Consider the following 25,567-nt stretch of genomic DNA (forward strand, 5'->3'; position numbering starts at 1 on the left):
AGTATGGCACTTACCAAAGCCGAAATGGCAGAACATCTTTTTGAAACATTAGGCATTAACAAACGTGTGGCTAAAGAGATGGTCGAGTCTTTTTTTGAAGAAATTCGTGAAGCACTCGAAAGTGGTGAGCAGGTCAAGTTATCTGGCTTTGGCAACTTTGACCTTAGGGACAAGAATCAAAGACCGGGAAGGAACCCGAAAACTGGTGAAGATATTCCGATTTCTGCACGTCGTGTTGTTACCTTCCGTCCTGGACAGAAGCTAAAATCACGAGTTGAAGCGGCAAATTCGGGTAAAAAATAATTCACTAGTTAATACGCCAATCCGATCGGATCTGTATTACGAAGAGCCACTCTTAATTGAGTGGCTCTTTTGTTTTTGAGTTTGACGAATACTGTTTATCGTCTGTATTGATTATGGATATTATACCCATTCCAATATTTATCTGGTCATTCAGTGGGAGTGTTGTGCCTTTTAGGCAAGTAATAGGATTGTAGGCATAGTTGTTCTTCGTCAAAATCATATTAAGCAGTGTATATGGTGCAGAAACCCGCCCTTGGGAGTGACTTAAGCTTTCCATTTTTTGTGGCATTGTTTTATGAGGGACAAGCATTATTTCAACAATGCGCCTCAAACTGAAAAAATTCAGTGACTCTGATTGAGCACGTAATTAATGGAATTGGTATTTCAAATTGTTATATCGGATAATCTTATTGACGCTGTCTTATGCGTCAGAGCGATGCTATAGGTGACACTGTCGTTTTGTTATTGTTGATTATAATGTTGGTTTGCACTCCTTAATCACGAGTATAATGACCTTGTTAGTATATTATTTTTTGCCGTGGCTCACGGTCAGTTTATTTGGAGATTCTTTTGGCACGACAAGCAAAATATTTTGACACTCGTTTTAAGCAATCATTACTGCATCCTCGTTACTGGGGAACATGGTTAGCCATCGCCGTGTTGTTTCTGTTTGGTGTTCTTCCCGCAACTGTAAGAGATCCTATTGCGAAATTATTGGCCCGCGTGGTGATGAAAGTTGCCAGTAAACCAATACGAATCGCAAAGGTTAATATTACCCATTGTTTCCCTGATAAGTCGCCTGACGAAGTCGATGAGTTAATTAAACAAAATGTTGAGACTTTTGTGATTACCTTATTGTCACAAGCTGAGTTGCTTATTCGGTCTAAAGCCTACTTAAAACGCCGTATTCAACTAAATGGCTTTGAAAATGTGCAAGCTGCTCGAGATGCTAAGCAACCGATAATTTTTATTATGCCGCATGTCTGGCCGATGGAATACGCGGGCCTGAGAATCAACTTAGAAATTCCGTTAGTGACTATGGTTAAAGCACATCGAAATGGATTATTTAATTGGTTTAGTAATCGAATGCGTAGCAGTCAAGGTGGACGTGTGTATATGCGTGAAGCAGGGATCAGAGCCTTGTTAGCCGAATTAAAAAACGATAATAGTTTTTTCTATTTGCCTGATGAAGATCTCGGACCTGATAAAAGTATATTTGCGCCTTTTATGGGCACAGTGAAAGCCACATTACCGGTCGTAGGGCGCTTAGCTCAAGCAGGTAATGCCCAAGTCATGCCAGTTAAGATTGGTTACGATCAACAAGCTAAGCAATTTATTATGACTGTGATGCCAGCGATAAATCCCCAAGAGATGGTTGGTAAAGAGAACGAAGCTATTGCATTAAATAAAGTGGTTGAGCAAGTGATTAATGCCTATCCAGAACAATACATGTGGTTTTTAAAACTACTGAAAACTCGCCCTCCGGGTGAAAAAGAGTTTTATTAATCATATACGATTTGAATACATTATTATCGGTCATGATCTTCTACTCATTCGTTGTAGTGTGTATCAGTTGCTTAACGCCAACCATGACTATGATAATATTAGTAAAAAAGACGCCTCGGCGTCTTTTTTTACTAATAAAATGGGCTAAAACGTTACTGACCGGTGGCAGACTTGCTGGCTTTGGTATGGCGCTCTAGTAAGTTTTGATTAATATCGGCCATCGACAAACCTTGATCTTCAAGCAACACGATTAAGTGATACATCAAATCCGATGCTTCATTGACTAACTCTTCTTTGTCATGAGTGGCTGCGGCAAGGGCTGTTTCAAGGCCTTCTTCACCGACTTTTTGGGCAATGCGTTTAGTACCATGTTCAAATAGTGAGGCAGTATAGCTTGAATCAGCACTTTGGCCTTTACGGGAAATAATCAGTTTAGTCAGATTATCGATAAAAGGATGTGCGTTACCATCTTTCCAGCAGCTTTCTGTTCCTGTGTGGCACGTAGGCCCATTAGGAATAACTTGCACTAAAAAGCTGTCGTTGTCGCAGTCTTTGTCGATAGCGATGAGATCAAGCGTGTTACCAGAGGTTTCGCCTTTGGTCCATAAACGTTGTTTAGAGCGACTAAAAAAGGTCACTTGCTTAGTGGCTAAGGTTTTCTCTAATGCCGCTTGATCCATATAACCTAGCATAAGCACTTTGCCCGTTAGGTGGTGCTGCACCACTGCTGGTATCAAGCCTTGTTGCTTGTCCCAATCTACGCCTGTGCTATCAAATTTGATGTCTGTCATTTGTAATCTCTTTTTGGGTGAGGCTATGTTTAGTCTCGTAAAAATCTAAGCTTATAAACGAATCGCGATGTTATTGGCGTGCAAGTATCGTTTTAACTCACCAATATCAATGATGCCTTTATGGAACACACTTGCTGCTAATGCGGCGTCAACTTTGGCAAGCTCAAACACTTGTTTAAAGTGCTCCATAGTGCCTGCACCACCAGAAGCAATTAACGGCACATCGCAAATAGCGCGTACCATGCTAAGTTGTTTGATGTCATAACCACCGCGCACGCCATCTTGGTTCATGACGTTCAATACAATCTCGCCACAACCGCGCTTTTGTACTTCTTCAACCCAATCCTGAGTATACCATTGAGTGTCTTTGGTCGCTGCTTCATCGCCGGTAAACTGTTTTACTTTGTAACTGTCAGTTGCAGCATCATAAAATGAGTCAATGCCGATAACGATACACTGGCGGCCAAACTCATCTTGTAGGCGTGATATCAAACTCGGGTCGCTTAATGCAGGCGAGTTAATTGATATTTTATCCGCACCAAAAGCGAGTTTTTCGCGTGCTTGCTCGATGGTTTTAATTCCACCGGCGACGCAAAACGGAATATCAATTTGTTCAGCAACGCGGCTTACCCAGGATTTATCGATAACCCGGTCGTGTGCACTGGCGGTAATGTCATAAAACACTAACTCATCAGCGCCTTCTTCTGCATAACGTGCGGCGAGGGGAACGATATCACCGACAATTTCGTGGTTGCGAAACTGTATACCTTTAACCACTTTACCTTCGCGAACGTCAAGACACGGAACTATGCGTTTGGCCAGCATTGTATTGCCTCCTCGACGGTAAATTGATTAATCAATAAAGCTTTGCCGATAATAATTCCCGATGCTTTACTGTCGCGGACTGCGGCAACGTTATCGAGCGTAGCAATGCCACCAGAGGCTTGCCAAAGGATAGTAGGGTAAGTCGCGGCAAGTTCAGTGTAGAGCTGTGTATTGGCGCCAGTTAAGGTGCCATCACGGCTGATATCAGTCACCAAAGCATGCTTAAGGCCGACGGTTTCAAATTCAGCCACTAACGACTCTAATGACTTACCACCACCCGATTGCCAACCCGATACCGCGACAATTTTTTCGCCGTTATCGTTGATGTTAACGTCCAGAGCCAAACAAATGGCTTCACTGCCGTATTTTACAAACCAGCTTTTTACCAGCTCAGGCTCTTTAACCGCAAGAGATCCAATGACTACACGCTTAACACCGATAGCTAATAATTCTGCGACTTGCGCTTCAGTTCGAATACCGCCGCCGACTTGAATATCAACATCAAGCCCTGCAGCAAGTTCAGCGATTAATTGGGTTTGGCGTTTATTAGGATCTTTTGCACCGGTTAAGTCGACGATATGCAGCAGTTTTGCCCCTTGGGCTTGATAAGACTGCAATTGTGCCAGAGGGCTTAAGTCAAAGGTGGTTTGCTTGTCATAGTCACCTTGGTACAAACGCACCACTTGGCCGTCAATTAGATCAATGGCAGGAATAATCACTGTGGTGTCCCCATGTTTAAGAAGTTCTGCAAAATTTGTGCGCCCACTTTGGCACTTTTTTCTGGGTGGAATTGCACCCCAAAAAAATTACCTTTGCCAATGGCGGCACTGAATGACTCGCCATAAGTGCTACTGGCTAGGGTATATTCACTGATTGGCGCACGGTAGCTGTGAACAAAATACACGTAGCTGCCATTTTCAATGCCGACAAATAATGGGTGATCGCTCACCTCAATTTGATTCCAGCCCATGTGCGGCAAGGGCAGACCTTTGCTGTCTAAGTCACCAATATCAGTCGGCACTAAGCCTAAACAGGTGATATTTTGTTCGCTACGACCACCATGTTCATTAGACAATGATGCCAGCATTTGCATGCCTAAACATACGCCCATAACAGGTTGCGTTAAGCTTTTAATCAGCTCAATTAGGTGTTTTTGTTTTAGGGCGTCCATAGCCGCACCAGCGGTGCCAACACCTGGCAATACCACTCTTGCTGCGCTGCGGATCACATCAAAGTCAGCGCTGACTAAGACATTGGCGTTAAGGCGCTCAAAAGCAAACCGTACAGAGCTTAAATTGGCACAGCCGGTATCAATAATCACGGTAAGATCATTGGTAGAGCTTGAAGCGTTCGATACTTGTGTCACATGAACTCCTTACAGCACACCTTTGCTTGATGGCAGTATGTCACCTTCTACTTTCACCGCTTGGCGAAGCGTACGGCCTAATACTTTAAACAGGGCTTCTACTTTGTGGTGATCGTTATCGCCTTGCGAACCAATGTGTAAGGTGCAACGTAGGCCATCAGCGAATGAGCGGAAAAAGTGTGGCACCATCTCGATAGCCATTTCACCGACCATTTCACGATCAAAGTCAGCATTGAACTTTATGAATGGGCGACCAGAAATGTCCATTAGGCACTCGCCGCTGGCTTCATCCATGGGTAAGCTGAACCCAAAACGAGCGATACCGCGCTTGTCGCCAAGGGCCTGACGAATCGCGTCGCCAATGGCCAGTGCGGTATCTTCTACACTGTGGTGGTCGTCAATTTCTAGGTCGCCGTCAACATGCACGTCCATTTTAAAGTTACCGTGGGTTTGAATTTGATCCAGCATGTGGTCAAAAAAGCCAATTCCGGTTTCAATCTTTCCCTTGCTTTGATTATCTAAGTCGATGGTCACTTTGATGTTGGTTTCTTTGGTGGTACGCACTACTGTTGCCACGCGACCTTTACTTAATAAAGCACTGGTTATAGCGTCCCAGTCGAGCGTTTGACGATTGTATTTAAAGCTTTTAATGCCCATTGCATTGGCAAGTTCAACGTCGGTTTCACGATCGCCAATCACTGCTGAAGTGGTAAAATCTACTTTGCCTTGGGTTAAGTAGTCTTTTACTAAGCCTAGTTTAGGTTTACGGCAGCTGCAGTTTTCATCATTAAAGTGTGGACAGATAACCACATCGTCAAATACCACACCTTGGCTTGCAAAAATTTGCATCATCATGTCGTGCGGGGCATCAAAGTCTTCTTTTGGAAACGAAGGTGTGCCCAACCCGTCTTGGTTGCTGACCATCACCAAGCGAAAACCGGCTTTTTGCAATTTAAGTAACGCTGGGATCACTTGTGGTTCAAACACTAGTTTTGCCAAACTATCGAGCTGCTTGTCGATGGCAGGCTCTTCCACTAATGTACCATCGCGATCGATGAATAATATGTTCTGTTTCATGTTCAATGCCTTAAATAGGGTGTAATTTATTTGTTTTAATCTGTTGGTTTTATCTATTCAATTTGATCTATGTGTTTTTCAATAGGCTAATCACTGTGCTTATTGAAACGGCTTTAACTTTTATGCTACTGACTCTGACACCGCTTTTTCAAACAAAGCGATAATCAAATTGGTTTGTTGTTCATTGGTAAAGCTAAAGCGAATTGCATCAGCAAGGCGTGGATCTTTGTATGCACGGGCAACCACGCCGGAATCACTTAATCGTTTGGCTGCAGCGCTAACATCGTCAAATTTTGCTAACACATAGTTACCATTAGCAGGCAGCACTGTAGCGCCATAGACGGTTAACGCAACGCTTAAGCGTTGGCCTTGTTCAATTAAACTGGCGACTTGAGTTCGCATAGTATCGATGCCAGCAGGACTTAAGGCTCTTACCGCAAGTTCAGATACTGGCAAAGGTACTGGATACGGTGCGATAACTCGCATCACTAAATCGATAATGGCATCACTCGCAAGCATAAAGCCACATCGAGCACCAGCTAAGGCAAATGCTTTTGATAAGGTACGCAACACGACAAGGTTAGGGTACTGATCAAGTAAATCAGCCACGCTGTAGTCTGGGCAAAATTCAATGTAGGCTTCGTCGACCACTACAATCGAGTTTGGCGCCGCTTGAATGGCTTGTTCAATCTTGTCTTTAGCAAGTACGGTGCCGGTTGGATTATTGGGATTACAAATAAACACTACTTTTGCATTGCCTATTTGGGTTGGCCACGCGTCCGGTAACTGATAGTTGTCGGTTAAACTTAGCGCTGTGACAGCCACATTAAAGGTTGCGGCACTAATTGAATACATGCCATAAGTCGGTCCAAAGCAAGCAATACTGTCGACGCCAGGGATACAAAAGGTGCGAATGAGTAATTCAATCGCTTCATCAGCGCCACGACTGGCAATTATGTTACTGGCTTTCACACCTGAATAACTGCTGTAAGCATTGATGAGTTCAGGTGGCTGGCATTCTGGATAACGGTTCACTTTATCAAGGTCGCTATTATTAAATGGCGATTCATTGGCATTGATCCAAATATCACCTCTACCGCCAATACGTCTGGCACTTTGATAAGGTGTTAACGTGAGTAATTCGGGTCTGGCCAAGGTGTTTGGATCAAAAGTCGCTACTTGGGTCTGGCTCATGGCTATGCTCTCTACTTTCAACTCTAATAAGGTGTTAACTGAACACGACAGATTTTGCTCTAGGCTTAACAGTTACATACTGGCTAAACGGATTGCGATAGCATTTTTATGCGCATCTAAAAGCTCATTCTCTGCTAATACCATGACACTTTGCCCCAAGGTTTGTAATCCCTGCTGACTGAGTTCTTGCACTGTAAAGCGGCGACTAAAATCGGCTAATGACAAGCTAGATACCGAACGACTGTAACCATAGGTCGGTAACACGTGGTTGGTGCCACTGGCATAATCGCCAACCGATTCAGGGGTGAATGCGCCTAAAAACACAGAACCCGCACCGCGAATTTGCTGTAGTACTTCCCGAGGTGCAGCTGTTTGAATAATCAAATGCTCCGGGCCATACAAGTTAGACACTTTAGCGGCCGCATCCATATCACTGACAATGATACTTCTGCTGCATTTAAGCGCTTCTGCGGCGATGTCTTTACGGCTCAATGGTGCTAATTGCTCAATTAATGCTTGGTTGACTTGCTCTGCCAGTACTAATGAATCGGTCACTAGCATCACTTGCGAGTCAACACCATGTTCTGCTTGCGACAATAAATCGGCTGCTACAAAAGCAGGATTAGCATCTTTGTCAGCAATCACGAGTACTTCAGAAGGACCCGCTGGCATATCAATTGATACGCTAATACGGCTGTCTTGTGACACTAAGCGTTTCGCCTCAGTCACGTAACGATTACCCGGACCAAATATTTTATCAACGTTTGGTACGGATTCTGTTCCAAAAGCCAGTGCTGCTATGGCTTGCGCGCCGCCGACTTGGAAAATATCGGTAATGCCGCAAACATTGGCTGCATAAATAATTGCATCATTAATTGGCGGAGGGCTGACTAATACGCGTTTGCCACAACCGGCTATTCTTGCCGGTAAGGCTAGCATCATGACAGTTGAGATTAATGGAGCCGTACCGCCTGGAATATATAAGCCAACACGCTCGATAGGCTCGCTTCTGAGTTCACAACGAATTCCTGCTTGAGTTTCAATATCTACACCCTGAAACACTTGCGCTTTATGAAAGGTTTCAATGTTGTTGACCGCTTGTGCAACTGCTTGCTTAACGTCGTCACCCACTCGTGCACATGCTGCAGCAATGGCGTCAGTTGATAACGCTAATTCTGTTAGCTCAACACCGTCAAATTGTTTGTTATAAGCCAATAATGCGCTATCACCTTGAGCGTTAACTTGCTCAATAATGTTGCGAACACCTTGCTCAACACTTGCGTCACCCACTAATGGAGAACGCGCTAACGTTTGTCGTTGCTGTTCGGTAGATAAAGAAGCCCAATCGAGAATTTGCATTTGTGTTACCCCATCATTTTTTCAATAGGCATGACCAGAATTGAGCTTGCACCTAGCGCAGTTAATTCTTCCATTGTGTCCCAGAATAAATCTTCAGTACTTACAACGTGAATTGCCACCCGATTAGTGTCGTCATTTAGTGGTAATACGGTTGGGTTTTCAGCTCCAGGGAGTAGGGCAACGATTTGATCTAAGGTTTCAATTGGCGCGTGCAATAAGATGTATTTACTTTCGCGAGCACGGATAACGCCATTAACACGCGATAGGATTTTATTGATTAGTGCTTGTTTTTCAGTTGATTGAGTTGTATTAGATTGAATGATGCACGCCATTGAACGGTAAATCACTTCAGTTTCATACAAGCCATTCGCTTCAAGGGTGGCACCTGTAGAGACTAAATCACAAATACCGTCTGACAATCCTGCTCGTGGCGCTACTTCAACCGAGCCCTTTAGCATACAATCGCTGTAGTTAATGCCTTTTTCTTGCATAAAACGGCGAAGTAAATTCGGGTAAGAGGTCGCAATGCGTAAGCCTTCAAGTGAGTTGGCATCTTTGTATTCAAACTCATTGGGTACAGCTAATGATAGACGGCATGAACCGAAATCTAACTCACGTAATTTAGTGCATTCAGCAGGCTTATTTGCGAGTTGACGCTCAATTTGCTCTTCTTCAAGAACGTTCTCACCGATAATACCTAAGTCAACAACACCATCCATTACTAGGCCTGGAATATCATCATCACGAACGCGTAATAAATCGATTGGCATATTGTCTGCGTGTGCAATCAAGCGTTGCTCATTTACATTAAATTTAACCCCACAGCTTTTTAGTAACTGTTGAGACTCTTTTGATAAACGGCCTGATTTCTGGATGGCGATACGTAAACGTTTTGACTCACTCATGTGATACTTCCTTATGTATTAAATATAAAATTCTGTAAATTTAAAAGCTTAAATAAAAATATAATTTTAGAAAAACAAAAAACCCCTGAAATTCCTTCCAGGGGTTTATGTGAAATTTTGTTCACCACCAGAAGGATAACATCCTTCGGCAGTAAGCATCCGAAGGCTACCGCATATGGTGATGATGGTGGAATGTAGTCACTTGGATGTTCATATTAATTACTCTTTAAGTATGCTTGCTGTAATGGTTGTTATTGACTATCTATTAACCATTACGTTTACATTAATAATTCGCTAAAAACTATACGATTAAACTTAACCGTATTTATAACAGTTTGCAATAGTCGATAAACATAAAATGCGATTTACAGGTCAAATTTTTTGCATAAGTTATAAGTTTAATGTCAAGTTACCTAAATAAGCCAATAACAAGATATTTATTGGTTATTAATAAAGCGATATGAGTTTATTTGTTCACCGTTAGGACAGCAGTCAGCAAAATTTACAGGATGGTGTTATCTGTGAGTTAACTTTTTTGTAACCATTGAGTCGTTGATTATCTAATGATAGTAAATACTATGCTGTATTAATTTTACTCATTCAATACATCGGAAAGGTCATAAGCTGATGGTAAAATAGGTCAAAATTGGAGTGAAAAGTGAATATTGTTAATGGTTTATTTGTTTTTTATTGAATCGATACACTATACTTTGTTGCTAATATGGCTTCACACATTACACTTCTTTAATGGATGTCATTAAAGGATATTCATTAAAGTCATTGAGTATATTTAACTAAGCTCATAATATTATATATTGCTTTATTAGTGATAAAACAACGTTCTCGGGGTATGCATTGTATGAAGACCATTGACCTAGCTGCGCTTAGGGAAGTTATGGATTTAATGCTTGATGCTGTTTGTGTAGTGGATAAAAGTGGTTGTTTTGTATTTGTGAGTGCAGCGTTTGAAGATATATTTGGCTATGCACCAGCTGAAGTCATCAATAAACCAATGATTGATTTTGTTTATCCTGATGATGGACTAAAAACACTTAAAGTTGTTGAAACACTGATGAGTGGCATGCACCAGCGGCGTTTTGAAAATCGTTGGGTCCGCAAAGATGGCAACATAGTTGATATTCTGTGGTCTGCAAGGTGGTCAGAAGATCACCAGTTGAGGATTGCGATTGCTCACGACATCACTGAGCGCAAAAAAATGGAACAACAACTTCATTACATTGCAGGACATGATCCATTAACAGAATTGCCCAATAGAGCATTGTTATTTGAACGCTTGCAAACGTCACTAGGGCTAGCGCGTCGTGAAGGAACATCTTTGTCATTACTGTTTATTGATATTGATGGGTTTAAGCATGTCAATGACAGTTATGGCCATTTGGTTGGTGACAAACTGTTAAAGAGTATAGCTCAACGTTTACGCCATTGTGTTCGTAAATCGGATACGGTTGGGCGCTTTGGCGGGGATGAGTTTTTAGTTGTACTAAACTGTATTAATTCTCTAGAGAAAGTGCTTGTTATTGCTGAAAACATTCGTTCTGAACTCGATAAACCTTATCGGTTTGATGATCTCGTTTTGCAGCTATCCCCTAGTATTGGTATGGCACGTTATCCTGATAATGGTGATGATGAACAGCAATTGATTCAACATGCAGATAAGGCTATGTATAGTGCTAAAAATGCGGGCGGAAATAGAGTCAATGTCAGTTGATATAGTGCTAACTCAGCTGGTTACTTAGCCTATATCGTCAGTTTAAATCATATCCTTTTTATTTAAGCAAAAAAACCGCATTTAACCCGCATCCTCTCTCAGCACACCTAGTGTTTAATCTATTTTGTTTATCATGAATTGATAACAGCATACTGATATTGTTAAATTATCACATAGAGTCACTCTGCAAGTCATTGAGGCCATCTCATAATGGGCATTTATGGATAAATAATATTCGACGATGTCAGCTGTAATTGTATTTGAGTACTGATTTCACCTTTTTGACTGGCCGTTAGTTGGCTTGATTTATCAATGGCTGCCAGCGCCGATCGCTTATCAAATCCACTCCACACAGTAATAGTATTTATAATCGATTCTAGTCGTGTTGCGGGGTCATTAATGAGTTCGGCTACATTAAACGCTTGCTGAGGATCTGTTTGATTCAGCTGAGCTGAACGTTGATTTAATGCAATATCTTTGTTGTTATCAGACAATTGATTAATCAATTGTAAAAAATCGTTTTCAGAATATTCTACTAGGGCATAGCTAGCGTTAATAATAATATCGCGTTGCACTCTAGCCTCGTAGTTATCAAGTCTGGCTAACATCATGTTAGGTTCAACACTGGCGATTTCTGCTAGGGCGCTATTGAAATAGTCTTGGTTTAAATTGTAGCTTTGTTTTTGATTATTTAAAAAAATCAACGCGGCCTCTGGATCTGTTTCTGCCATTTTGCGTGAAATAATGAAAACGCCACTGGCGCGTTGTTCAACGGCAATGCCATCCAACCAATCAACAGCTTCTTGAATATTCTTTTCAACTAGCTGATATACCATCGAGGTAATCAGATAATTTGTCGACTCATTCAATGGTAACGATGCAATAAGATTTGCAGCCTCATTAGGTGATTGTTCAATGTAATAATACATAGTATTTAAGTACATTTTTAAGGTCGATTGCGTTTCAGGTTGTAACTTTAACCATTCAAATGCCCCTATTGCATCTGAGCTTGCCCATGAATCGACAATCGACATCATTATCGATGACTTCATCGGCTCTACTGCTAATAAATCAATCTCGTTTAACGCCTGCTGTGGATTAACGGTCGCTAGACCGCGCAAATAACTGTCGAGTAATGATTCGTATAGCTCAGTGGATTTTTGGTGTTCTAACCATGAGATCACGTTCGAAAATTGCATTTTCCCAGCGATTTCTAAAATTAAACCGTATAAGTCTTCGTGTTGTGTTTCTTGGGCAACGAGCAATGCTTCAAGGGGATCTTGTTCAGCCAATTGCATGATACGAAAAATCGACATGTAAGGTGTTTCATCGCTGTTTAATGACGCCTTAAAAGCATCGCGGTCTAGAGAGTTTTGCGAAGGATAATTTACTGAATGCAAAGCTAGTTTCTCTGCCGATAGCGAATTTAGCGTGTTGGTTTGTGGAGTTTGAGTCAACTCCTCTGGGGTTTTAGTTGTGTCTATGACGTCCCTCGGCCAGATCAGTGGATAACTGATAAACCCGATACACCAACTTATTACCACCACGATTAACCATTTCATTACTGCTTTTCCTTAAGCTTACTGTGTTTGCTCGATTCACTCTCATTTAGGTTACGTTATTATGATGCTGTTAATATTGCAATAAATTGTTCCGCCACAGATATGATAGAATGACTGTTAACTGACTAACTTTTATATTGAATTAATCATTAGTATCTAGACTATGTGGCCCCAAGCGAGTATTTATGCGTAAAAATGACAAAAAAAGAGACAATCAAATAAGGCTAGGGTTAACGGCCGTATGCGAACATGCATTAAATGCCTATCCTGGTTTTGCGTGGATTACCCATATTGTTGACTATGATTTGTATCCTAAGAGCCTTCAGATAGTGTGTATATTTGATACTGAAACACAACTAAGACAATGTAGCCAAAATGGTGATAAAGCCGCATTATTAGACTTAATTAAGTGTACTTTAGCTAAAGATGGCATTGAGTTTAAAAATATTAATCAACATGTTAGCTTCGATACAGAAACCGCCTGTGAGCAGCAACATAAGGGAAACTGGGCATTGCGATTAAATGAAAGAAAGCATAGTGCTAGCTTACACTAATTGATTGTGTCTGCTGCTTTTTATCTGTTAGCACACCTTATAAGATGATGTTGCATATCATTCATTGATTGAATTAAGATTTTCCATTTCAACATTTCCCGTACTAGCTTGTTTAAGTTTATTTCTACTATCCGCAAAAGCGAGATCTAGCGCTTATATCGCCTGAGTAAAAGCCGTTATCCTAATATCAAGTAAATTTGGGGTTACCGACTTATGTTTCAGGTCTTTTCAGATTTTGCCTCTTGGCTTGTTTACAGTGTATTGGGATTGTCTCCAGAGACAAAACTCGGCGATGCCCTGCATTTTTTTGCTGAAGATGTGACTAAAATTTTTGCTTTGTTATTGGTGATGATTTATCTCATTGCTTTAATGCGAGCATCGTTAAATGTTGAGCGAGTCAGAGATTATTTAGCCGGCAAGCACAGAGGGCTAGGGTACCTAATGGGATCGGGTTTTGGTGTGGTAACGCCATTTTGTTCTTGCTCGAGTATTCCGGTATTTTTAGGCTTTACCTCTGCGGGGATCCCATTGGGGATCACCATGAGCTTTTTGATTACCTCACCTTTAATCAACGAAGTGGCGATATTGCTGTTAATGAGCCTCTTAGGGCTTAAGTTTACCTTGTTATATATCGCTGTTGGCATGAGTGTCGGTATGCTGGGCGGCTTGTTTCTTGACAGCATTAAGGCTGAGCGTTGGTTACAATCATTTGCAGCAGAAGCGTTAAAACGTGGTCAGCAGAAGGCTGGCAATATAGTTGATGATAGTGCCAATGTGCAAGCCATGTCGTTAAGGCAAAGGCATCAATTTGCCAAAACTGAGATGCTAGATATATTTGGCCGAGTGTGGAAATGGGTCATTATTGGTGTGGGTTTGGGCGCCGCATTACACGGCTTTGTCCCAGACGGTTGGATTGCCGCGCATTTGGGTGACGGACAATGGTGGTCTGTTCCTGCTGCTGTGTTACTCGGTATTCCGCTATATTCGAATGCGACCGGAGTTATTCCGGTCATGGAAAGCCTGATTGTTAATGGTTTGCCAATAGGCACCACATTGGCATTCTGTATGAGCACGGTGGCTGCCAGTTTTCCTGAGTTTATTTTGCTAAAGCAAGTCATGCAATGGCGATTGCTCGTCATCCTATTTTGTTTACTGTTGGTTGCATTCACCATAGTGGGGTGGATATTTAATGGGGTTGCACCGTTTCTATTGTCTGCTAATTAATTAGGCTAGTCGCAAGGAGTAAAAATGAAAATCATTAAAGTCTTAGGTTCTGGTTGTAAAAAATGCCTTGAAACTGCGGAACTTGTTCAAGCGGTTGCGGATGAAAAAGGGGTCACGATAACAATCGAAAAAGTCACCGATATGGCACAAATTATGGCTTATGAGGTGATGAGTACACCAGCAGTGGTGATTGATGAAAAAGTGGTCCACAAAGGCAGTAAACCCACCAAGGAGCAAGTGGCAACGTGGATATAGAAGATATGTTTTACGGATGATTTTGTGATGCCTGATATATTGTCATTTGACTTATTCGGTCAAAATCGGCAGAAAAAGTCACGAGCATAAGTGTTAAACGCAAGGTTACCAATGAAAAAGTGGTATTTGAATTCACCCCTGAACACCACATTCAAAACCAGTTCTCTGAATTACTAAAAAATAAACTTTTGATTATATTTTATACGAGTCAAGAAATGCTGAGTCACGCTGGTGGCCAGCATTTTTGTTTCTGGTCTAAATTTAGTCAAATCATCGATATTGTTTATACAACTGCCTTTACAACTTTTGGCGATAAACAGTTGGAACATGGAGCGGTTATAAGCATAATAGCGCAAACCACATCACATCAGCATTAGCGCGATAATTTGAGGATGCTTTGAGCTCTACATTGACCCAATCTGTAATCCATGAGTTTAGCGAGCGTGGTGCGTTAGCCAAACATGTACACAATTATCATAATCGCCAAACTCAAACTGATATGGCTGTTGCGGTAAGTGATGCTATTGCTAAAAAGCATAATCTCATTTTAGAAGCGGGCACAGGCGTAGGAAAAACCTTCGCGTATTTAATTCCAGCCTTGCTCAGTGGCAAACAAGTGGTGGTGAGTACTGGCAGTAAAAATCTACAAGAACAGTTATTCCTCAAAGATTTACCAGCATTGTTAACCATGCTCGATATCCATGTGCCTGTTGCATTACTTAAGGGGCGTAATAATTACTTATGCCATTTACGCCTTGAAAAACAGATGCAAATGGCCAGCCAATTAAGCGAATATTATATTGATGATTTGCTTAAGATTAACCAATGGGCACATTTAAGCAAAGATGGTGACATAGGCAATTTAACCTCGGTGGCAGAGCATTCTGATGTTATTCCTAGTGTTGTTAGCACCAAAGAAACCTGTACGGGTAAAAAATGTGACCATTATGACGTGTGCTTTACCCGTAAAGCGCGGATTAGGGCGATGGAGGCCAAAGTGGTGGTGGTCAATCATCATTTATTTTTTGCCGACCGATTACTCAAAGACACCGGATTTGCCGAGTTACTGCCTGATCCTGATGTGGTCATTTTTGATGAAGCCCATTTAGTGCCAGATATTTGCATTAACTATTTTGGTAGTCATATATCCAGCCGCGAAATTGATCTGTTATTAAATGGCATCATCAAAATTCACAAAGAGGTGATCCGCGACAGCATTCAACTAGAGCAATTGTCGCAACGTGGTTTGTTAGCGTTAAGTGATTGGCATAATGCCATGTACGACAGTCAAGTATCTGATTGGCGAAAAGTACTTGCCAATAAACACTTAGCGACGGTGTCGTGGGCATTACAGCAAGCGTTGACTGATCTGGCCAATTCTATGCGCCATCATCTTGGTCGCGATGATCAACTCGATTTAGCGTTCGAGCAATTGTATGAATTGTCTCAAAAGCTGCAAGATTATTTTGAATGTAAAGATATTCAGGCAGCTTACAGTGTTGAACTTGGTCCGCGTTTTATCATGTTAAGACTTAGTCCTATCAATGTCGCTAAACAATGCCAACAATTATTTGATGCCGATACTCGGTGGATTTTTACCTCGGCAACCTTGCAGGTGAACCGCAGTCTGGCTCATTTTGCGACTGAGCTAGGATTATCATCGGCACAACAAATTATTTTAGATAGCCCGTTTGATTATCCTAATCAGGCAGTATTTTGTGTGCCACGTCATTTAGGTAAAGTGGGGCAGTCGCAGCATACGGTTAAACAACTGGTTGATGTATGTGTTCAAGCAATCAATGCTGCGCAAGGCCGCACGTTTATCTTGTTTACTAGCCATCAAATGCTCGAGCAAGTTGCATCGGCATTGCAAGGTAAAGTGGCTTATCCTTTATTGGTACAAGGCCAAGCGAGTAAACAAAGTTTGTTAAATAAATTTAGACAGTTAGGTAATGCCGTTTTGCTCGGTACCAGCAGCTTTTGGGAAGGGGTCGATGTTCGAGGTAAATTATTAAGCTGCGTGATTATTGATAAGCTGCCGTTTGTGTCACCAGATGATGCCTTATACAAAGCCCGTGCCGCCAATGCCGAGCGTCAGGGACTTGACCCCTTTAGCCATATTTCTTTGCCGCAAGCAGTCATTAGTTTAAAGCAGGGCGTCGGGCGGCTTATTCGCGATGAAAAAGATCGCGGAGTACTTATCTTGTGCGATAACCGCATTGTTAATCGGGCTTACGGGCAAGCTTTTATTAATTCTCTGCCACCAATGCAGCGTACACGTGACTTAGACCGTGCATTACAATTTTTAAAACAAATTCCTTAAGCTTTTTAAAACGGTGCGCATCAGTTATCATATTAAGTCTAATTTGATGCTTTTTTACTGGGTAACCCATCATAATGCCAAAGCCGTTAACCATCCTCGCTCTTGATACTTGCACCGAAACTTGCTCTGCTGCGTTAACCACCAATGGTAAGGTGTTTGCACTTATTGCCGATGCTCCTCGTGAACACAGCCAACGTTTATTGCCTATGGTTGATGATGTATTGACCCAAGCCCAAGTGACATTGGCCGATGTGGACATGATTGCCTATGGCCGTGGCCCTGGTAGTTTTACCGGTATTCGTATTTGTACCAGTATGACGCAAGGTTTAGCGTTAGGCCTTGATTTACCCGTTATTGGTATTTCAACCTTAGCCGCAATGGCTCAGTTAGCAATATCACAACACAATGCCTGCCAAGTTCTATGTTGTATTGATGCCCGCATGAACGAAGTCTATTGGGGCCAATACATTGCCAAAGACGGCATAGCGACATTAGTGGGTGAAGAACACGTTAGCGTACCAGAGGCAATTGAATTAATACTCGATACCCAGCAAAGTATTAGTGTATGCGGTACCGGTTTTGAAGCTTATCCAGAGTTACTCAATATTGCGCCAAACATGACACCATGTGCAGAAGCGACTTATCCAGATGCGAAAGCCATGTTAATTCTGGCGCAGCACGGGTACCAACATGGATTACAGACCAGTGTTGATGAACTGGCACCAGTGTACCTTCGAGATACCGTTACATGGAAAAAACTTCCTGGTCGAGAATAGCCATTAAAGGTAATTTGACATAGAGTATAAGATACAAGTATAGGTAAATGGTGTCGTTAATGGCGATAAATGCTGCATTATCAATGGCAAATAATCAATCAGGTCCAATAACCCTGAGTCAAGCTGTTGCTGGTAATCGGCCTATTACGGCGGCCATTGAGCCTATTGTTGTTAATGTCTCTGCTTCCGAGCAACAAATTCAAGGCATTGAAGCGCGCAATATGGCCATAGTTGATGATTCAACTTTGTCGGCTAAACAGCAAGCTCGGGTTGAATATGACCGTGATACTTACAGTCAACGGGGGGCTATCGCGCAATATTTATCAACACAGCATTCTGCTAAAAGAGATGAAATTCAACAAATGGTTGGTATTGATTTATATGCCTAATGTTCCGTTGTCTGCAACACCCAGTCGCAGCCGTTTTATGATTGAATTACTGCTAGCTTTCCTACTGACTCGATTTCCTTATATCTCTATCCCTTTTAAATGGTTTGAAAGCTACTTTCACGAGTTATCTCATGGTATCGCAACGTTATTGACAGGTGGCTCTGTGAGTCATATTCAATTATTTCCAAATGGCGCGGGCTTTTGTTTTAGTCAAGGTGGTAGCAGTATACTTATTGCTTACGCTGGTTATTTTGGTGCGGCGCTATGGGGATACTCAATATTTCTGATGGCAACTCAAAAGCAAACGATTAGATTTACCTTAACCTTGTTAGCCCTCACTGTGGCTGCGTCATTGCTTTTCTGGGCGCGTGATGTATTAACGATCATTATTCTTAGCGTATTAATAATACTTTTTTTGTTACCACTTAAATTAAAAAATAGTAGTCTGCTAAACACCTTACTGCGTATATTAGGCCTAATGATTATCCTTAATGCTATGGCTAGTCCTATGGTGTTATTGGGGTTAAGTGGTCAAGGCGATGCGGTGATGTTAGCTAAAATGACTTGGCTACCCGCATGGTTATGGGTGATGACATGGCTTGCATTCAGTGGGTTTATGTTATGGCTCTGTTGGCGTAAAGTTGATCGAAAAAAGGGAGTGTCAAAATGAAACGTAACATGATGTTAGGGGCCTTAATTGGCTTATCAAGTTTAGGTATGTCAACGGTAATATACGCTGCGGATAGTGTTGACGAGAAATCCGTTACTGCGCCGCAGGTCAATGCTGCGCTCGCCAAAGCTGTGGCCAGTGAGTTTCGGTCGACTAAAAATAAACTGCGCGATCAATATCGTCATCCAGCAGAAACATTAGCATTTTTTGGTGTAAAACCCGATCATACTGTGATTGAGTTATGGCCTGGTGGGGGGTGGTATGCTGAAATTCTTGCGCCTTATTTAGCCGCTGATGGCCAATATGTTGCCGCCAATTTCGAAACAAAACCCACTGAAGATAATCGCCAAACAGCGTATTATAAATCTGCGGGGATGAAGTTTGAGCAATGGGTCAGTGAAAATAAAGCCAGTGTGGGGAATGTTCAGTTTGTTACTCTCGATCCACCGGCTAAATTGTCATTAGGTAAAGATAACTCGGCAGATTATGTATTAACGTTCCGTAATTTGCACAACTGGGCCATGAAAGGCGAGTTAGAAGGTGTGTTTAAAGCCGCCCATGATGTATTAAAGGTTGGTGGTACACTCGGCGTTGTTGAACACCGAGCCAATGTCGATATGGCTGCTGAAAGTGGTTATATGGAACAAAACCAGATGGTTGAACTTGCTAATAAATATGGTTTTAAATTAGCGGCTAGCTCTGAAATAAACGCTAATCCTAAAGATACAAAGGATTACGACAAAGGTGTGTGGACATTACCCCCAAGTTTGGCCAAGGGCGATCAAGATAAGCAAAAGTACCTTGATATTGGTGAAAGTGATCGTATGACACTTAAGTTTACCAAAACAGCAGCTCAATAATTTTTGCAAAGTGAGTCAACAATGTTGAATGTTAACGTAGAAGAAATTCAATTGCCGTTGGCTCATATTACGCTTGCTGCAAAACGTTATGGTCATGCTGACAAGCCAGTAATATTAGCTTTACATGGCTGGCTTGATAACGCTGACAGTTTTGTTCCGCTAGCGCATGCCTTTGCACAGCAAAAATTATTCGATAAATTTCAACTCGTATGTATTGATTGGCCTGGGCATGGATTATCAGATCATCGCCCGGGTCGTTATCCATTACATTGGGTTGATTATATTTATGACCTGCAAGCCGTCATCCATACACTTTCACAAGATACAGGTCCTATTATTTTATTGGGGCATTCTCTTGGCGGCATAATTGCGTCGGCTTATAATGCCTGTCTTGCTGAAAATATTCATAAACTCATATTAATTGAAGCGCTTGCCCCTTTATCTGAATCTGCTTCTAAAGCCAAAGATCGTCTGCGTAAAGGTTTGCTGCAACAACAACGTATTAATCGCCAAGTAACCAGAGACTCTTCGACTTATTCTTCTATGGATTTGGCGGTACAAGCCCGCCATAAACTGACCGGATTAGCCATTCCATGGTGTGAGCTTATTACTAAGCGAAATATGGCAATAACAGATGGGCAGTATCATTGGCGAAGTGACCCTAGATTAAAATTAGATTCACTTAACCGATTTAGTTTTGAGCAGGTTGATGCACTGATGAGCACTAGTAATACGTCTACTTTACTCATGGTTGGTCACGATGGATACAAACACCTAACCGCCTCAACAGAACAGGCTAATAAATGGTTTTCTAATATTGAAATCATTCAGTTAAGTGGAGATCATCACCTCCATATGGGTAATGCTTATACCGTCGCTGAATCGATTGGAACATTTATTCTAAATAGGCAGTAGCACTGGCTGAAATCGCTGTTATTTTTGTTTTATTTATGTGACTATAGTCGAAAATTAAAACACTTGTATGATTTAGGTCACTACGAGCATCATAATAAAGCCTGCGATAACAATATTAATGATACGTGGGCAATAAAATATTTTACCACTGACGGGGAATGCACGTCTTAGCACAGTGGGTATTATTAGGAGACACCTGTGGACCAGCCTTGGATTAATAACTTACCTGAACATGTTCCGGCCGAAATCGACCCATCTCAATTCAGTTCTTTAGTCGATATGTTTGAAGATTCAGTAGCAAAATACGCTGATCAGCCTGCGTTTATTAATATGGGCGCGACCATTACGTACCGAAAACTCGAAGAACGAAGTCGAGCATTTGCAGCCTACTTACAAAATGAATTACATTTAAAAAAAGGCGACCGTGTCGCCCTTATGATGCCAAATTTACTGCAATATCCTATTGCTCTGTTTGGTATTTTGCGCGCTGGTATGGTGGTGGTTAATGTCAATCCACTTTATACCCCACGGGAATTAAAGCATCAATTGGTTGATTCTGGCTCTAAAGCTATCGTCGTGGTGTCAAACTTTGCTAACACCTTAGAAGAGATTGTTGATCAAACACCGATTGAGTCGGTGATTATTACCAATCTTGGCGATCAACTCAGTGCCCCGAAACGCACGTTAGTTAATTTTGTGGTTAAATACATCAAAAGATTGGTACCAAAATACCATTTACCACATGCATTATCGTTTCGTGATTCGCTCTCTAAAGGTCGACGCCTACAGTACATTAAGGCCGATATTGGTGGCGAGGATTTGGCTTTTTTACAGTATACCGGTGGCACGACTGGGGTCTCTAAAGGTGCTATGTTAAGCCATAAAAACGTGGTCAGTAACGTTTTGCAGGCCAGTGGTGCTTATTCTCCAGCCCTTGATGATGGTGCAGAGTTTGTCGTGACAGCATTGCCTCTGTACCATATTTTTGCCCTAACAGTGAATTGTTTACTGTTTTTACATAAAGGTAGCAAAAATTTATTGATCACCAATCCTCGTGACATTCCTGCTTTTGTTGCTGAGATGAAAAAGTATCCGTTTACTGTCTTAACCGGTGTTAATACCTTATTCAATGCTTTGGTCAATAATGAAGAATTTACTCAACTTGATTTTTCTGGTTTAAAATTGTCTATTGGCGGTGGTATGGCGGTTCAGCGTGCGGTCGCGGATAAATGGCAAAACCTTACTAAGACACGCTTACTCGAAGGTTATGGTTTGACTGAAGCTTCACCATTAGTTACATGCTGCCCATATAACCTCAGTGGGTATAATGGTTCTATTGGTTTTCCTGCACCATCGACCACGATTCAAATTAGAGATGAAGATTCAAAAGTATTAGCTCAGGGTGAAACCGGCGAGTTATTTGCTAAAGGTCCGCAAGTCATGCAGGGATATTGGCAACGTCCGGAAGAAACTGCCACTGTGATTGATAAAGATGGTTGGTTAGCGACTGGCGATATTGGCTATATGGATGAAAAAGGTTTCTTTTTCATTGTCGATCGCAAAAAAGACATGATTTTAGTGTCTGGTTTTAACGTGTTCCCAAATGAAGTGGAAGAGGTTGTCGCGTTACATCCCAAGGTTATTGAAGTCGCTGCGGTTGGCGTTCCTAATGATGCCAGCGGTGAATTAGTGAAGATTTTTGTGGTCGCAAAAGACAAGTCACTTACAGAAGAAGAGTTGATTAAGCATTGTCGTCATCATTTAACGGGATATAAAATTCCTAAACTGGTAGAATTTAGGGACGAATTACCGAAAACCAATGTGGGTAAAATTTTACGCCGACAACTTCGAGATGAAGTTAACAAAGCATAAAATGATAGCCGGCAACTGAGCCGGCTTTTTTATACTTGGCAATTCTCAGTTTATGACCATTACTCACATCCCTTTTTAGCGGAGCCTATTTTGTTAATGTTTGAATATATCAGCGATGATGCCAGTTTGTTGTCATTAGTTGAACAATACCAACACAGCGCCTTATTGGTGCTTGATACTGAGTTTGTCCGTACTCGAACCTATTATGCTAAATTAGGCCTCATCCAAGCTTATGATGGTAAAACCCTAGCATTAATTGATCCGGTTGCGATTAAAGACTTAAGCCCATTTTGGCAGCTATTAACTGACCCCAATATTGTTAAGTTAGTGCATTCATGTAGCGAAGATCTTGAGGTATTTGCTCATTATGGCGAATGCCAACCGAGTCCATTATTTGACAGCCAAATTGCGGCTAGTTTTGCGGGCCTAGGTCATGGCTTAGGTTATGCCAAACTTGTAGATGCATGCTTGCAAGTTGAAATTGATAAAGGTGAATCACGAACCGATTGGATGAATCGTCCATTGTCTGATTCACAATTGCAGTATGCTGCCAATGATGTATTTTATTTGTATAAATTATATCCTCAGTTACAACAGAAGCTTGTAGCCGAAAATCGTCTCGAATGGCTGTTTGAAGAAGGTCAGCGTATGACCGAGGGACGTTTGTCACTGCCAGAAGGTGACAGCGTTTACCTTAAAGTTAAAAATGCCTTTCAGTTATCAAGTCAGCAGTTAGCCTACTTAAAGGTATTGGCTAAGTGGCGATTGAGCAAAGCGGTGAGCCGTAATCTTGCGCTTGGCTTTGTGGTCAAGGACCATGCATTAATTGCATTGGCCAAAAAGCAGCCCACAACATTGTCTGAGCTCAACAGTTTAAATGATTTAACTGATCAAGAAAAACGCATACACGGTAAAGATTTATTAGCGGTAATGGCGACTGCAGATTTAACAGATCTACCTGAAGAGGTAGATGTTGTGGCACTAAAGTCTGGTTATAAATCGGCTTTCAAAGAAGTTAAAACGATATTAACTGAGCTATGTGAGCGTGAAAATGTCGCATTAGAATTTGTTGGTTCGAAGCGCCATATTCACGAGTTTTTACTCTGGTTGTATCACAATAAGCAAACACCAACACCATTACTCTTTGTGGGGTGGCGCGGCCAATTGGTCGGTAATTTACTTGCGCAAGTTAAGTTTAATTAATTCAATAGCGTCATTAAACGAAAAAGGATACTGGCAGCAATGCCAGTATCCTTTTTGTTATATTAAGTCAGTCAATCTAAAAAGATGAGCGTTACTTAGTGTCCGGTAAGGTGACGTTAAGTTCTAGTACAGATAAGTTGTCATCATTTTGGTCTAACTGCACAGAGACTTGGTCATCTGATATTTGCACATATTTACGGATCACTTCGATGATTTCTTGTTTCATCTTTGGGAAGTAATCCGGTGCACCACGTTCTCCACGCTGATGAGCCACAATAATTTGTAATCGCTCTTTTGCCAATGACGCGGTATTGGGCTTTTTACTGCTTCTAAAATAATCAAGTATCGACATAATTAGCTCCCAAATATCCTTTTAAGGAATCCCTTTTTTTCTTCTGTAATAAATCGAATTGGTATATCGTCGCCTAATAAACGCGCAACGGTATCGCCGTAAGCCAAGCCTGCATCGCTTTCTTGGTCAATAATCACAGGTACACCTGAGTTTGACGCCTTCAATACCGACTGAGATTCAGGGATAACTCCCAGCAATTCAATAGCAAGAATATCCTGCACATCTTCAACACTGAGCATTTCACCTGTTTTAACTCTGGCCGGCGAGTAGCGAGTTAATAGTAAATATTCTTTGATAGGTTCCAAAGTCAATTCAGCTCGACGCGAGCGACTCTGCAGCATGCCCAAAATACGGTCTGAATCACGTACTGAGCTCACTTCTGGATTGGTGGTGACAATGGCAATATCGGCAAAGTAAAGTGCCATCATTGCACCTTGTTCAATACCCGCTGGTGAATCACACACAATAAAGTCGAAATCTTTGGCTAAATTTTCAAGGACTCGGCCGACGCCTTCTTTGGTCAGCGCGTCTTTATCTCGTGTTTGAGACGCGGGTAAGATAAATAATTTGTCGCAGCGTTTATCTTTAATTAACGCTTGATTCAAATTGGCTTCACCATTGATGACATTAACAAAATCGTATACGACCCTGCGCTCACAACCCATAATCAGATCAAGATTGCGTAAACCAATGTCAAAGTCGATAACGACTGTTTTGTGTCCTTTTAAAGCCAATCCGGTGGCAATTGCTGCACTGGATGTTGTTTTTCCCACACCACCTTTACCTGATGTGACAACAATAATTTGCGCCATTTATATTTATATCCTTGTGTTTGCCGATTATTGGGGCAATGTTTCAACAGTAAGGGATGCGCCCTCAAGGCGAATACAACCTCTTTGGCTTAAGTCGTATTGTTGCAAGTGTTCAGTCAACCAATACTGTCCAGCAATCGATACTAATTCTGCTTCTAACGAGTTAGCGATAATCACACTTTGATTATCTCCCGCTGCACCCGCCATGGCTTTACCACGAAGAGCACCATATATATGAATGCTACCATCAGCAATGACTTCAGCGCCATTACCAACTGCACCAAAAATGATTAAATCAGCGTTTTGTGCGTATATTTGTTGTCCAGAACGCACATTTTGCTTAACAATTTTAGTTGCTCGTTCGGGAAGTTCTGCTTTACGGGCTTGTTTGCCAGACTTTACCACTGCAATCCCCATGTGTTTTGCTTGTTCAATTTGCTCTGGGGTGGCGTCGGTAATGCCGACAATAATAAGGTTACGGTCAATCAATAATTGTTTTAGGGCATTAAAATCAATTTGGATATGCTGAATGGCTGATAAATTTAATACCAATGGTGCGCCCAAAAAAAACTGCGGCGCTTGTGCCAGCTTGTTGTCTAATTCAGCAGCAATAATATCGAGATCGTGATGATTAATATGCAGCACTGATAATGTAAAAGACGTAGCCTTTAATTCGAGATTTTGTTTAGCCATCCCGGCGTGATTCTCCATACTTCAGCGATAAACTGATTTACAATTATTTTTT

At 41.6% G+C, this 25,567-nt stretch carries 26 protein-coding genes; 14 read left to right on the plus strand and 12 right to left on the minus strand.

What is annotated here, in order from left to right:
* The first annotated feature begins 3 nt into the window (after positions 1 to 3).
* Positions 4 to 303, plus strand: a complete 300-nt coding sequence (gene ihfA / locus H5123_RS15320) for an integration host factor subunit alpha (protein WP_011637176.1) — start codon at positions 4 to 6, stop codon at positions 301 to 303.
* A gap of 570 nt (positions 304 to 873) precedes the next feature.
* On the plus strand, positions 874 to 1,809 hold the full coding sequence (gene lpxM, locus H5123_RS15325) for a lauroyl-Kdo(2)-lipid IV(A) myristoyltransferase (protein ID WP_124018128.1): 936 nt from the start codon (positions 874 to 876) through the stop codon (positions 1,807 to 1,809).
* 152 nt (positions 1,810 to 1,961) lie between these two features.
* Here lpxM and hisIE read toward each other — a convergent pair whose 3' ends face one another.
* The 8 genes from hisIE to hisG form a co-directional block, all read right to left on the minus strand.
* On the minus strand, positions 1,962 to 2,600 hold the full coding sequence (hisIE, locus tag H5123_RS15330) for a bifunctional phosphoribosyl-AMP cyclohydrolase/phosphoribosyl-ATP diphosphatase HisIE (RefSeq protein WP_182698528.1): 639 nt from the start codon (positions 2,598 to 2,600) through the stop codon (positions 1,962 to 1,964).
* 51 nt (positions 2,601 to 2,651) lie between these two features.
* Positions 2,652 to 3,425, minus strand: coding sequence for an imidazole glycerol phosphate synthase subunit HisF (gene hisF / locus H5123_RS15335; protein WP_182698529.1), 774 nt, complete (start codon positions 3,423 to 3,425; stop codon positions 2,652 to 2,654).
* Entirely contained in the window at positions 3,407 to 4,144 is a 738-nt protein-coding gene (hisA, locus tag H5123_RS15340; protein ID WP_124018131.1) for a 1-(5-phosphoribosyl)-5-[(5-phosphoribosylamino)methylideneamino]imidazole-4-carboxamide isomerase, read from the minus strand. The genes hisF and hisA overlap by 19 nt, the downstream gene beginning before the upstream one ends.
* Positions 4,141 to 4,791, minus strand: a complete 651-nt coding sequence (gene hisH / locus H5123_RS15345) for an imidazole glycerol phosphate synthase subunit HisH (RefSeq protein WP_182698530.1) — start codon at positions 4,789 to 4,791, stop codon at positions 4,141 to 4,143. The genes hisA and hisH overlap by 4 nt, the downstream gene beginning before the upstream one ends.
* 9 nt (positions 4,792 to 4,800) lie before the next feature.
* On the minus strand, positions 4,801 to 5,868 hold the full coding sequence (gene hisB, locus H5123_RS15350) for a bifunctional histidinol-phosphatase/imidazoleglycerol-phosphate dehydratase HisB (RefSeq protein WP_124018133.1): 1,068 nt from the start codon (positions 5,866 to 5,868) through the stop codon (positions 4,801 to 4,803).
* Positions 5,869 to 5,988: 120 nt separating this feature from the next.
* Complete coding sequence (gene hisC / locus H5123_RS15355; protein WP_182698531.1) at positions 5,989 to 7,062, minus strand: histidinol-phosphate transaminase; 1,074 nt, start codon at positions 7,060 to 7,062, stop codon at positions 5,989 to 5,991.
* Between the two features lie 72 nt (positions 7,063 to 7,134).
* Positions 7,135 to 8,421, minus strand: coding sequence for a histidinol dehydrogenase (gene hisD, locus H5123_RS15360; protein WP_182698532.1), 1,287 nt, complete (start codon positions 8,419 to 8,421; stop codon positions 7,135 to 7,137).
* 5 nt (positions 8,422 to 8,426) lie between these two features.
* The gene (gene hisG / locus H5123_RS15365; RefSeq protein ID WP_124018136.1) at positions 8,427 to 9,326 is read right to left on the minus strand and encodes an ATP phosphoribosyltransferase; all 900 of its coding nucleotides are present in this window, start codon (positions 9,324 to 9,326) and stop codon (positions 8,427 to 8,429) included.
* A gap of 859 nt (positions 9,327 to 10,185) precedes the next feature.
* Here hisG and H5123_RS15370 point away from each other — a divergent pair.
* Positions 10,186 to 11,055 (plus strand): diguanylate cyclase domain-containing protein, encoded by an 870-nt coding sequence (locus H5123_RS15370; RefSeq protein WP_182698533.1) that lies wholly within the window; start codon positions 10,186 to 10,188, stop codon positions 11,053 to 11,055.
* Positions 11,056 to 11,273: 218 nt separating this feature from the next.
* On the opposite strand, the gene H5123_RS15375 is transcribed toward H5123_RS15370, so the two are convergent.
* Positions 11,274 to 12,617, minus strand: a complete 1,344-nt coding sequence (locus H5123_RS15375; protein WP_182698534.1) for a hypothetical protein — start codon at positions 12,615 to 12,617, stop codon at positions 11,274 to 11,276.
* 185 nt (positions 12,618 to 12,802) lie between these two features.
* Between H5123_RS15375 and H5123_RS15380 the strand changes: the two genes are divergently transcribed.
* The 11 genes from H5123_RS15380 to rnd all read left to right on the plus strand — a co-directional run bounded on the left by H5123_RS15380 (position 12,803) and on the right by rnd (position 23,658).
* On the plus strand, positions 12,803 to 13,171 hold the full coding sequence (locus H5123_RS15380; protein ID WP_182698535.1) for a Fis family transcriptional regulator: 369 nt from the start codon (positions 12,803 to 12,805) through the stop codon (positions 13,169 to 13,171).
* 213 nt (positions 13,172 to 13,384) lie between these two features.
* Complete coding sequence (locus tag H5123_RS15385; RefSeq protein WP_182698536.1) at positions 13,385 to 14,395, plus strand: permease; 1,011 nt, start codon at positions 13,385 to 13,387, stop codon at positions 14,393 to 14,395.
* Positions 14,396 to 14,419: 24 nt separating this feature from the next.
* A complete protein-coding gene (locus H5123_RS15390) occupies positions 14,420 to 14,650 on the plus strand; it encodes a thioredoxin family protein (protein ID WP_182698537.1) in 231 nt (76 codons plus the stop codon).
* 397 nt (positions 14,651 to 15,047) lie between these two features.
* Entirely contained in the window at positions 15,048 to 16,973 is a 1,926-nt protein-coding gene (locus tag H5123_RS15395) for an ATP-dependent DNA helicase (RefSeq protein ID WP_124018142.1), read from the plus strand.
* A 74-nt stretch (positions 16,974 to 17,047) separates the two neighbouring features.
* Positions 17,048 to 17,749 (plus strand): tRNA (adenosine(37)-N6)-threonylcarbamoyltransferase complex dimerization subunit type 1 TsaB, encoded by a 702-nt coding sequence (gene tsaB / locus H5123_RS15400; RefSeq protein WP_182698538.1) that lies wholly within the window; start codon positions 17,048 to 17,050, stop codon positions 17,747 to 17,749.
* A gap of 59 nt (positions 17,750 to 17,808) precedes the next feature.
* The gene (locus H5123_RS15405; protein WP_124018144.1) at positions 17,809 to 18,138 is read left to right on the plus strand and encodes a hypothetical protein; all 330 of its coding nucleotides are present in this window, start codon (positions 17,809 to 17,811) and stop codon (positions 18,136 to 18,138) included.
* A complete protein-coding gene (locus tag H5123_RS15410) occupies positions 18,131 to 18,808 on the plus strand; it encodes a M50 family metallopeptidase (RefSeq protein ID WP_124018145.1) in 678 nt (225 codons plus the stop codon). The genes H5123_RS15405 and H5123_RS15410 overlap by 8 nt, the downstream gene beginning before the upstream one ends.
* Positions 18,805 to 19,668 (plus strand): class I SAM-dependent methyltransferase, encoded by an 864-nt coding sequence (locus H5123_RS15415; protein ID WP_182698539.1) that lies wholly within the window; start codon positions 18,805 to 18,807, stop codon positions 19,666 to 19,668. Before H5123_RS15410 ends, H5123_RS15415 begins: the two co-directional genes overlap by 4 nt.
* 21 nt (positions 19,669 to 19,689) lie before the next feature.
* Positions 19,690 to 20,583 carry an alpha/beta fold hydrolase gene (locus H5123_RS15420; RefSeq protein WP_182698540.1) on the plus strand — a complete coding sequence of 298 codons (894 nt, stop codon included), beginning with the start codon at positions 19,690 to 19,692 and terminating at the stop codon, positions 20,581 to 20,583.
* A 198-nt stretch (positions 20,584 to 20,781) separates the two neighbouring features.
* Positions 20,782 to 22,455, plus strand: a complete 1,674-nt coding sequence (fadD, locus tag H5123_RS15425) for a long-chain-fatty-acid--CoA ligase FadD (RefSeq protein ID WP_182698541.1) — start codon at positions 20,782 to 20,784, stop codon at positions 22,453 to 22,455.
* Positions 22,456 to 22,545: 90 nt separating this feature from the next.
* On the plus strand, positions 22,546 to 23,658 hold the full coding sequence (rnd, locus tag H5123_RS15430) for a ribonuclease D (RefSeq protein WP_182698542.1): 1,113 nt from the start codon (positions 22,546 to 22,548) through the stop codon (positions 23,656 to 23,658).
* A gap of 91 nt (positions 23,659 to 23,749) precedes the next feature.
* Here rnd and minE read toward each other — a convergent pair whose 3' ends face one another.
* Genes minE through minC form a run of 3 tightly spaced genes read right to left on the minus strand, consistent with a single transcriptional unit; the run spans position 23,750 to position 25,515 of the window.
* Positions 23,750 to 24,010: a cell division topological specificity factor MinE gene (minE, locus tag H5123_RS15435; protein ID WP_124018150.1), complete on the minus strand. Its 261-nt coding sequence runs from the start codon at positions 24,008 to 24,010 to the stop codon at positions 23,750 to 23,752.
* 2 nt (positions 24,011 to 24,012) lie between these two features.
* Positions 24,013 to 24,822: a septum site-determining protein MinD gene (gene minD / locus H5123_RS15440; RefSeq protein ID WP_124018151.1), complete on the minus strand. Its 810-nt coding sequence runs from the start codon at positions 24,820 to 24,822 to the stop codon at positions 24,013 to 24,015.
* Positions 24,823 to 24,849: 27 nt separating this feature from the next.
* Positions 24,850 to 25,515: a septum site-determining protein MinC gene (minC, locus tag H5123_RS15445; RefSeq protein WP_182698543.1), complete on the minus strand. Its 666-nt coding sequence runs from the start codon at positions 25,513 to 25,515 to the stop codon at positions 24,850 to 24,852.
* Between the last annotated feature and the right edge of the window lie 52 nt (positions 25,516 to 25,567).

Source organism: Shewanella sp. SR43-4 (assembly GCF_014163845.1).
GTDB lineage: Bacteria > Pseudomonadota > Gammaproteobacteria > Enterobacterales > Shewanellaceae > Shewanella > Shewanella vesiculosa.

What these genes read in the sequence shown, in the direction of transcription:
- ihfA (WP_011637176.1), top strand. Translation starts at nt 4, where the DNA reads ATGGCACTTACCAAAGCCGAAATGGCAGAACATCTTTTTGAAACATTA.
- hisIE (WP_182698528.1), bottom strand. Translation starts at nt 2,600, where the DNA reads ATGACAGACATCAAATTTGATAGCACAGGCGTAGATTGGGACAAGCAA.
- hisF (WP_182698529.1), bottom strand. Translation starts at nt 3,425, where the DNA reads ATGCTGGCCAAACGCATAGTTCCGTGTCTTGACGTTCGCGAAGGTAAA.
- hisB (WP_124018133.1), bottom strand. Translation starts at nt 5,868, where the DNA reads ATGAAACAGAACATATTATTCATCGATCGCGATGGTACATTAGTGGAA.
- hisC (WP_182698531.1), bottom strand. Translation starts at nt 7,062, where the DNA reads ATGAGCCAGACCCAAGTAGCGACTTTTGATCCAAACACCTTGGCCAGA.
- hisD (WP_182698532.1), bottom strand. Translation starts at nt 8,421, where the DNA reads ATGCAAATTCTCGATTGGGCTTCTTTATCTACCGAACAGCAACGACAA.
- hisG (WP_124018136.1), bottom strand. Translation starts at nt 9,326, where the DNA reads ATGAGTGAGTCAAAACGTTTACGTATCGCCATCCAGAAATCAGGCCGT.
- H5123_RS15370 (WP_182698533.1), top strand. Translation starts at nt 10,186, where the DNA reads ATGAAGACCATTGACCTAGCTGCGCTTAGGGAAGTTATGGATTTAATG.
- H5123_RS15375 (WP_182698534.1), bottom strand. Translation starts at nt 12,617, where the DNA reads ATGAAATGGTTAATCGTGGTGGTAATAAGTTGGTGTATCGGGTTTATC.
- H5123_RS15380 (WP_182698535.1), top strand. Translation starts at nt 12,803, where the DNA reads ATGCGTAAAAATGACAAAAAAAGAGACAATCAAATAAGGCTAGGGTTA.
- H5123_RS15385 (WP_182698536.1), top strand. Translation starts at nt 13,385, where the DNA reads ATGTTTCAGGTCTTTTCAGATTTTGCCTCTTGGCTTGTTTACAGTGTA.
- H5123_RS15390 (WP_182698537.1), top strand. Translation starts at nt 14,420, where the DNA reads ATGAAAATCATTAAAGTCTTAGGTTCTGGTTGTAAAAAATGCCTTGAA.
- tsaB (WP_182698538.1), top strand. Translation starts at nt 17,048, where the DNA reads ATGCCAAAGCCGTTAACCATCCTCGCTCTTGATACTTGCACCGAAACT.
- H5123_RS15405 (WP_124018144.1), top strand. Translation starts at nt 17,809, where the DNA reads ATGGCGATAAATGCTGCATTATCAATGGCAAATAATCAATCAGGTCCA.
- H5123_RS15410 (WP_124018145.1), top strand. Translation starts at nt 18,131, where the DNA reads ATGCCTAATGTTCCGTTGTCTGCAACACCCAGTCGCAGCCGTTTTATG.
- H5123_RS15415 (WP_182698539.1), top strand. Translation starts at nt 18,805, where the DNA reads ATGAAACGTAACATGATGTTAGGGGCCTTAATTGGCTTATCAAGTTTA.
- H5123_RS15420 (WP_182698540.1), top strand. Translation starts at nt 19,690, where the DNA reads ATGTTGAATGTTAACGTAGAAGAAATTCAATTGCCGTTGGCTCATATT.
- minE (WP_124018150.1), bottom strand. Translation starts at nt 24,010, where the DNA reads ATGTCGATACTTGATTATTTTAGAAGCAGTAAAAAGCCCAATACCGCG.
- minD (WP_124018151.1), bottom strand. Translation starts at nt 24,822, where the DNA reads ATGGCGCAAATTATTGTTGTCACATCAGGTAAAGGTGGTGTGGGAAAA.
- minC (WP_182698543.1), bottom strand. Translation starts at nt 25,515, where the DNA reads ATGGCTAAACAAAATCTCGAATTAAAGGCTACGTCTTTTACATTATCA.